At 34.9% G+C, this 5,845-nt stretch carries 5 protein-coding genes; 3 read left to right on the top strand and 2 right to left on the bottom strand.

From position 1 onward, the window contains the following. Nucleotides 1–101: 101 nt before the first annotated feature. A complete protein-coding gene (locus KO502_RS14240) occupies nt 102–965 on the bottom strand; it encodes an alpha/beta hydrolase (protein ID WP_216023233.1) in 864 nt (287 codons plus the stop codon). Nucleotides 966–1,198: 233 nt separating this feature from the next. Between KO502_RS14240 and yaaA the strand changes: the two genes are divergently transcribed. Genes yaaA through KO502_RS14225 form a run of 3 tightly spaced genes read left to right on the top strand, consistent with a single transcriptional unit; the run spans nt 1,199 to nt 4,359 of the window. Further along, entirely contained in the window at nt 1,199–1,972 is a 774-nt protein-coding gene (yaaA, locus tag KO502_RS14235; RefSeq protein ID WP_216023232.1) for a peroxide stress protein YaaA, read from the top strand. A gap of 60 nt (nt 1,973–2,032) precedes the next feature. Continuing rightward, nucleotides 2,033–2,557 (top strand): TIGR03546 family protein, encoded by a 525-nt coding sequence (locus tag KO502_RS14230; RefSeq protein WP_216023231.1) that lies wholly within the window; start codon nt 2,033–2,035, stop codon nt 2,555–2,557. After that, nucleotides 2,557–4,359: a TIGR03545 family protein gene (locus KO502_RS14225; protein WP_216023230.1), complete on the top strand. Its 1,803-nt coding sequence runs from the start codon at nt 2,557–2,559 to the stop codon at nt 4,357–4,359. The genes KO502_RS14230 and KO502_RS14225 overlap by 1 nt, the downstream gene beginning before the upstream one ends. A 161-nt stretch (nt 4,360–4,520) precedes the next feature. Here KO502_RS14225 and KO502_RS14220 read toward each other — a convergent pair whose 3' ends face one another. Further along, nucleotides 4,521–5,594 (bottom strand): OprO/OprP family phosphate-selective porin, encoded by a 1,074-nt coding sequence (locus KO502_RS14220; protein ID WP_216023229.1) that lies wholly within the window; start codon nt 5,592–5,594, stop codon nt 4,521–4,523. Nucleotides 5,595–5,845: the final 251 nt, after the last annotated feature.

Genomic DNA, 5,845 nt, shown 5'->3' with positions numbered 1-5,845 from the left:
TAATCAGATTGGTATAAAGCTATTCATTCCGCTCCAAAGATTACCATGAGAATATAGTAAACCGCTATTATTTAAGATAATTTACAATTAGGGGGCTACTTTTAGTTATTAGGTAGAGATTCAATCACCGTTGTAATTAATTTAGCGGTGGCTTCAGGGCTTTCTAATGGAAACATGTGCCCGCCTGGTATCGTCTTTAACGTTATATTTTTATTTAGCTTGGCAAAGTTGTGAAACATTTTATGGGGAAATACATCAGTGCTTTCGCCGTGTATTAAAACGGCCGGTACCGTTAATTTATTTTTATAACAAGAAAGATTTGAAGGCAGGTTTCTAAATATTTCAGCTTCAATTTGTGCATCAAAAACGAGTTCTAATTGGTTGTTACGCTGGCAAATACCATGGGTGATATAATCAGTTAAGCAGCGCTTATCAAAGTTTTTAAATAAGGTTCTACGCGCAAAGCTAGCACTAATTTTTTTTAGATCTGCACTTATGTCTTTGGTTAACGTTTCTGTAGTTAATGTATTAGCAGTTAACGGCCAATGTGTTCTACGGCTTTTTGCTTTACCTGCGGGGCTAAACTTATCTATCCACCTTGTTTTTTTTAACATCCCTACCATCATGGCACTAGCACCTGTTAACACAGGAGGATCGAGCATAATTAACGCTTTAAATAAGTCAGGGCGCTGACAGCAAGCAATAAAAGATATAACACCACCTAATGAGTGGCCAAGGCAGATAACTTTACTTCTATTGCCAAAATCAATTTGTTGAGATTCCACATAAGCAATAAGTTCATCTACTTGTGCTTGCCAATTATGGTTCACAGGCTTTTTAGGATCATGGCCGTATTTATCTAAGGCGATAACTTTTATGTCAGTTGGTAGGTAACTAAATAAGGTTTGATAGCAATTAGCTGGAAAACCATTGGCGTGTGCAAAGTTGATAATGTGTTTCGACATATCGCGTTTAACCAAAATAAGAAAATATGGAACTTAAAATTTAAACGGGTGTTTTAATGTTGTCAACCGTTAAGCTATACGACGTAAATAAAAGAGATAAATTTAATAGAATTTATTAATAAATAACTCTCAATATACAACGAGCAAAAGGGTCATAATTAAAGGCTATTGAATAGCGTAAAGCTTATGATATATTAGCCTTTATCATGTAATTTTAACTATTGGCTATAAATATGTTACTCGTTGTTTCTCCAGCAAAAAAATTAGATTTTGAATCTCCTCTTACAACAGAAAAATTTACTCAACCTACCTTACTTGAACAAAGTCAGTTATTAATTGATGAGTGCGTTAAATTAACGCCAAGTGATATTGCCAGTTTAATGAAGCTGAGTGATAAACTAGCGGGTTTAAATGCAGCTCGATTTGGTGAATGGGCAACACCTTTTACACCAGAAAATGCAAGACAAGCTATTTTAAGCTTTAATGGTGATGTATATACAGGGCTTGACGCACAATCATTTACTGAAGACGATTTCGAGTTCGCACAACAGCATTTTAGAATACTATCGGGTTTATACGGTTTATTAAAACCACTTGATTTAATGCAAGCGTATCGTTTAGAAATGGGCTGTAAATTAGCAAATAGCCGTGGCGATAATTTGTATCATTTTTGGGGTGAAATTATCACCAACGAGTTAAATAAAGTGATTGAAGAACAAAATGAAGAGGTATTAGTTAACTTAGCTTCTACTGAATACTTCAAATCAGTAAAACCTAAATTACTTAACGCCACTATTATTACGCCAACCTTTAAAGATTGGAAAAACGGCCAATATAAAATCATCAGCTTTTTTGCAAAAAAGGCGCGTGGTTTAATGGCTCGTTATATTATTCAAAATAAACTGACCAACATTGAAGATATCAAAGGCTTTGATTTAGCGGGTTATCAATATGATGCCGAAATGTCTAAAGGTAATGACTGGGTTTTTACGCGTAAAGAAGCTTAATAAACAGATAAATGCTGACGTTGATTGTTAGCTAATTTAAACATTTTAACAGGAGGTTACATGCTAACTTTACTCGCCAAGTTATTAAATGCCTTAAATGGTGATAGCTCTATTAGGCAAATAGCCTTAGCCATAGCGTTAGGTTTTTTAGTGGGGCTATCGCCACTGCTTACCTTGCATAACATCATCATAATCTTTTTTGTCTGTATTATTAGAGTTCATCTAGGTAGTTTCATTTTATCTGTTGGCTTTTTCTCTGGCCTAAGCTATTTACTGTCACCTTACATAGTTCAAGTGGGTGAATACTTACTTACCTCACCTGCACTTTCAGAATTTTTCACGGCGCTTTATCAATTTAGTTTATTTAAACTAGCGCATTGGCATCATACTTATGTACTTGGCGCATTTGTTTTAGGCGGACTTTTATGTGTGCCTATCTACTTTATTAGTAAGCTTGTTATTGATAAATACCGAGTCCATATCATGTCATTTTTCGCTAAATTTAGAATTGTTCAAGCGTTAAAAGCATCAAAATTCTATAGTTTATATACCGCAGTAGCGGGCGAAAGCAAAGGAGGTCTGTAATGACTAAATTTATCCGTTGGCAAGGTATTATCGGTTTTGTTGCTATAACTGCATTAATTATTAGTTTATTGTACTTCTTTGCTGAAACCCTAGTAAAAAAAGGCATTGTTGCATCTGCTGAAAGTGTTTTTGGTGCAGAAGTAAATGTTGCCGATGTTGAACTTGATTTTTCACCACTTCACATAAGTGTTATTGGTATGCAAGTAACCGATAAAGACGTTCCTACACATAACGTTTTTAGCTTTGAACGCGCCTCAGCAGGTGTTGATTTTTGGCAATATTTGTTTGGTAAAATTATTATTGAACAACTTGATGTAGCTGAACTCACTTTTGGCAACGAACGTAATTCAGTCGGGCAAGTATACGGTGACGATGAAACGGATAAGAAAAAACAAAGCTTTTCAGATAAAGCTAAAGCCATGTTGCCAGAAATGGATATGCAATTACCGGATGTAAAATCTATACTTAACGACAGTGACTTAATAACAATTAAAGCGAGTAAAACGTTACAAGCAAGTTATGAAACTGAACAAGTAAAGTTAGAGGCACTTAAAGACAATTTACCGACGAAAGAAAAGCTTAAATATTACCAAGACAAAGTTAAAGCTTTAACAAAGGTAGATGTTAAATCACTAGATGATATTGCAAAGCTTAAAGCTGATTACGACGCTATTAAAGAAGAATTTAAAGCCGATCAAGCCGTTATTAAAGACGCTAAAAAACAAGTGCTAGCGAGTAAGGATTTATTAGCGCAGCAGGTGACTGATGTTAAGAATGCGCCAGCAAAAGATTGGCAAAATATAGAGAAAAAATACCAATTAGAAACACTTGATAGCGAAGACTTTATTCATATTTTATTTGGAGAACAAGCGCGAGGCCATTTTGAAAAAGCACAATGGGCTTATGAAATGGTTGCGCCATACTTGGGGAGCAGTGACGATAAAAGTGAAGAAGTTATTGAAAACAAAGTCCATGCCAAAGGTCGCTTTATTTTCTTTAAAGAAGATTCGCCATTACCTGAAGTATTAATTAAAAAATCGTTATTGTCGATGAGTCTTGAACAAGGCGATTTTGTTATTAAAGGTACAGAGTTAACGCATCAACATTGGTTTAGAGGTAAAGATAGTGAAATCAATATTACCTCAATTACCAATGGTGAATTAAATCTTGATAGCCGTTTTAAATTTACTCAAACAGGTGACTTTATAGCTGACGGTAATTGGGATATGAATAATCGTATGGTAAATGACGCGACATTAACTGACAGCAAAGCATTAAGCTTATCTCTTGAGCAAGGCAATATGAGAGGTGAAGGAAACTTTACCTTAGTAGATGGTGATATTTTATCTGAAAATCATATCGCTTTAAATCAAACAAGTTACCAAGGGCAGGGAACGACTAAATTAACGAGTATCTTGTTTGATACTATTAAGTCTTTAGATAAGTTAACTGTTGATGTAGATGTCAGAGGTGAACTTGCAAAACCTGATTTTTCAATTAGCTCTTCATTAAATGAAGCATTAACTGGTGCTTTCAAACAACAAGTGGCAGGTAAGTTAAGCGAGTTTAAAAACAAAGTAAATGCGGGTTTAAACGAGAAATTAGCGGGAGCATTGAAGTTAGGTAATAACCAAACAGCCGAGTTACTCGACCTTGAAGCCTTGTTAACCGATACTGATAAAGCTTTAGATGATTTGAAAAACTCAGATGTTGTTAAACAACAGCAGAAAAAATTAGAAGATAAAGTTAAAGATAAGGCCAAAGATAAATTGAAAGGCAAGCTTGGCGATTTATTTGGCTAGGCTATTGACGCTAAATAACTAAAGAGCTAATCAATTTAGCTACTATCTCAACTCATACAAAAACCGATTAGCGTTAAGTTAATCGGCTTTTGTATATGTTTTACATCGCAACTATTTGATAAATATTGATAAAATGTAATAGGTAAAAGGTTTACCGCAGCTTACCAGTAAGAGCGTAAAGCCAATGAAAATCCCCAGCCACGATACTTACCACCATCAAGTGCGGCATCATCCATTTTTGCGTATTGAATACCTGTTTGTAGTTTTAATTTATGAGCGTTGAAAAACCAGTTAACGCCGCCATAAACTTCTTGATATTGATCACCACGATCACTTAGTACACTGTTTTCGTATCTATTTAAACTGATACCATTCGCTTGAGCACTGTTGATATAAGTATAACGTGTGACCCATTGTATTGCTTCATTTTGCATATAGGTTGGCATAACAACAAGACCAAAAACATTACTTTGGTTTAAATCACCTGCAGCCCAAGAAATATCATTTTGTAGCCCCCAGTTTCCTAGAGAAAACTTACTTGAGCTACTGACTATTTGTGAAAAGTCTTTGGTATTAGCATCATCATGATTATCGTTATAAACGTAATCTATACTAATTTCACCTTCATCCCACAACCTTGTATTTACTAATTTTTTGCTGATAGTGAAAAGTGTAAAGTAGCTGGCGTCAGTGATTGATATTTCATCCGAACCATCACTTGCAAAAACACCTGCTTTATATGAAAAGTCATCCCAAAACGTGCTGGTAATACTAATGCCGGTAAAGTACTCAGCAGTAAACCATAAGTTATTAGTGAGGTTGTTTCGTTCGGGGGTGAGTGTCTTTTTGGAAGAAGTTTTACCGTCGAGAGTAAAGCCAGCAGACTGCTTTAAAAATAGAATTTTAGTATGTTTGTTAACCGCTAAGCCAATATTTGCATCGGTTAAACGATTATAAGCATCGCTAAGTTGATTATTTAAATTAATATCAGCTTCTAAATCAAAGCTGAAGTTATTTTTTTTACCTTTAAAGCCGAATCTAAAGCGACGCCATAAGGTATCATTGAACTTTCCTTGATCACTATTAACCCAAGCAGCATCTAACTGTAACCGACCCGATAACTTTATATAGTCACCTTGAGCGTTGTCATAAATATCTGTGAAGCGCCAAGCTTCTTCAATACTAATAATGTCTGGCTTTGTTTCTTCTGCTTGGGCAATAAATGGGGTGTTCAAGAAAAGTATCAGCGCCGCAAAAGAAGTTCTTTTAAAAGGGCGATTAACTATTTTAGATGTTATCGTTTGGAGAATTATTGTTGGATAAATTGACGTTTGATATGCCATGTTTATTGAGATAATAACGGAAACGGTTATGACTCAGACTAATTGCAAAATAACATTATCGCAAGAAATATAATATTACAGCTTTTGTTATACCAAGTCCGTTAAATTACAGATCACCTGTACAGGTTAAAATACTTAAATCC

Source organism: Colwellia sp. E2M01, from assembly GCF_018860585.1.
GTDB lineage: Bacteria > Pseudomonadota > Gammaproteobacteria > Enterobacterales > Alteromonadaceae > Colwellia.
This window is presented reverse-complemented; position numbering and strand designations above follow the sequence as displayed.

Coding starts and splice junctions, on each gene's coding strand:
- KO502_RS14225 (WP_216023230.1), top strand. CDS start 2,557: ATGACTAAATTTATCCGTTGGCAAGGTATTATCGGTTTTGTTGCTATA.
- yaaA (WP_216023232.1), top strand. CDS start 1,199: ATGTTACTCGTTGTTTCTCCAGCAAAAAAATTAGATTTTGAATCTCCT.
- KO502_RS14240 (WP_216023233.1), bottom strand. CDS start 965: ATGTCGAAACACATTATCAACTTTGCACACGCCAATGGTTTTCCAGCT.
- KO502_RS14230 (WP_216023231.1), top strand. CDS start 2,033: ATGCTAACTTTACTCGCCAAGTTATTAAATGCCTTAAATGGTGATAGC.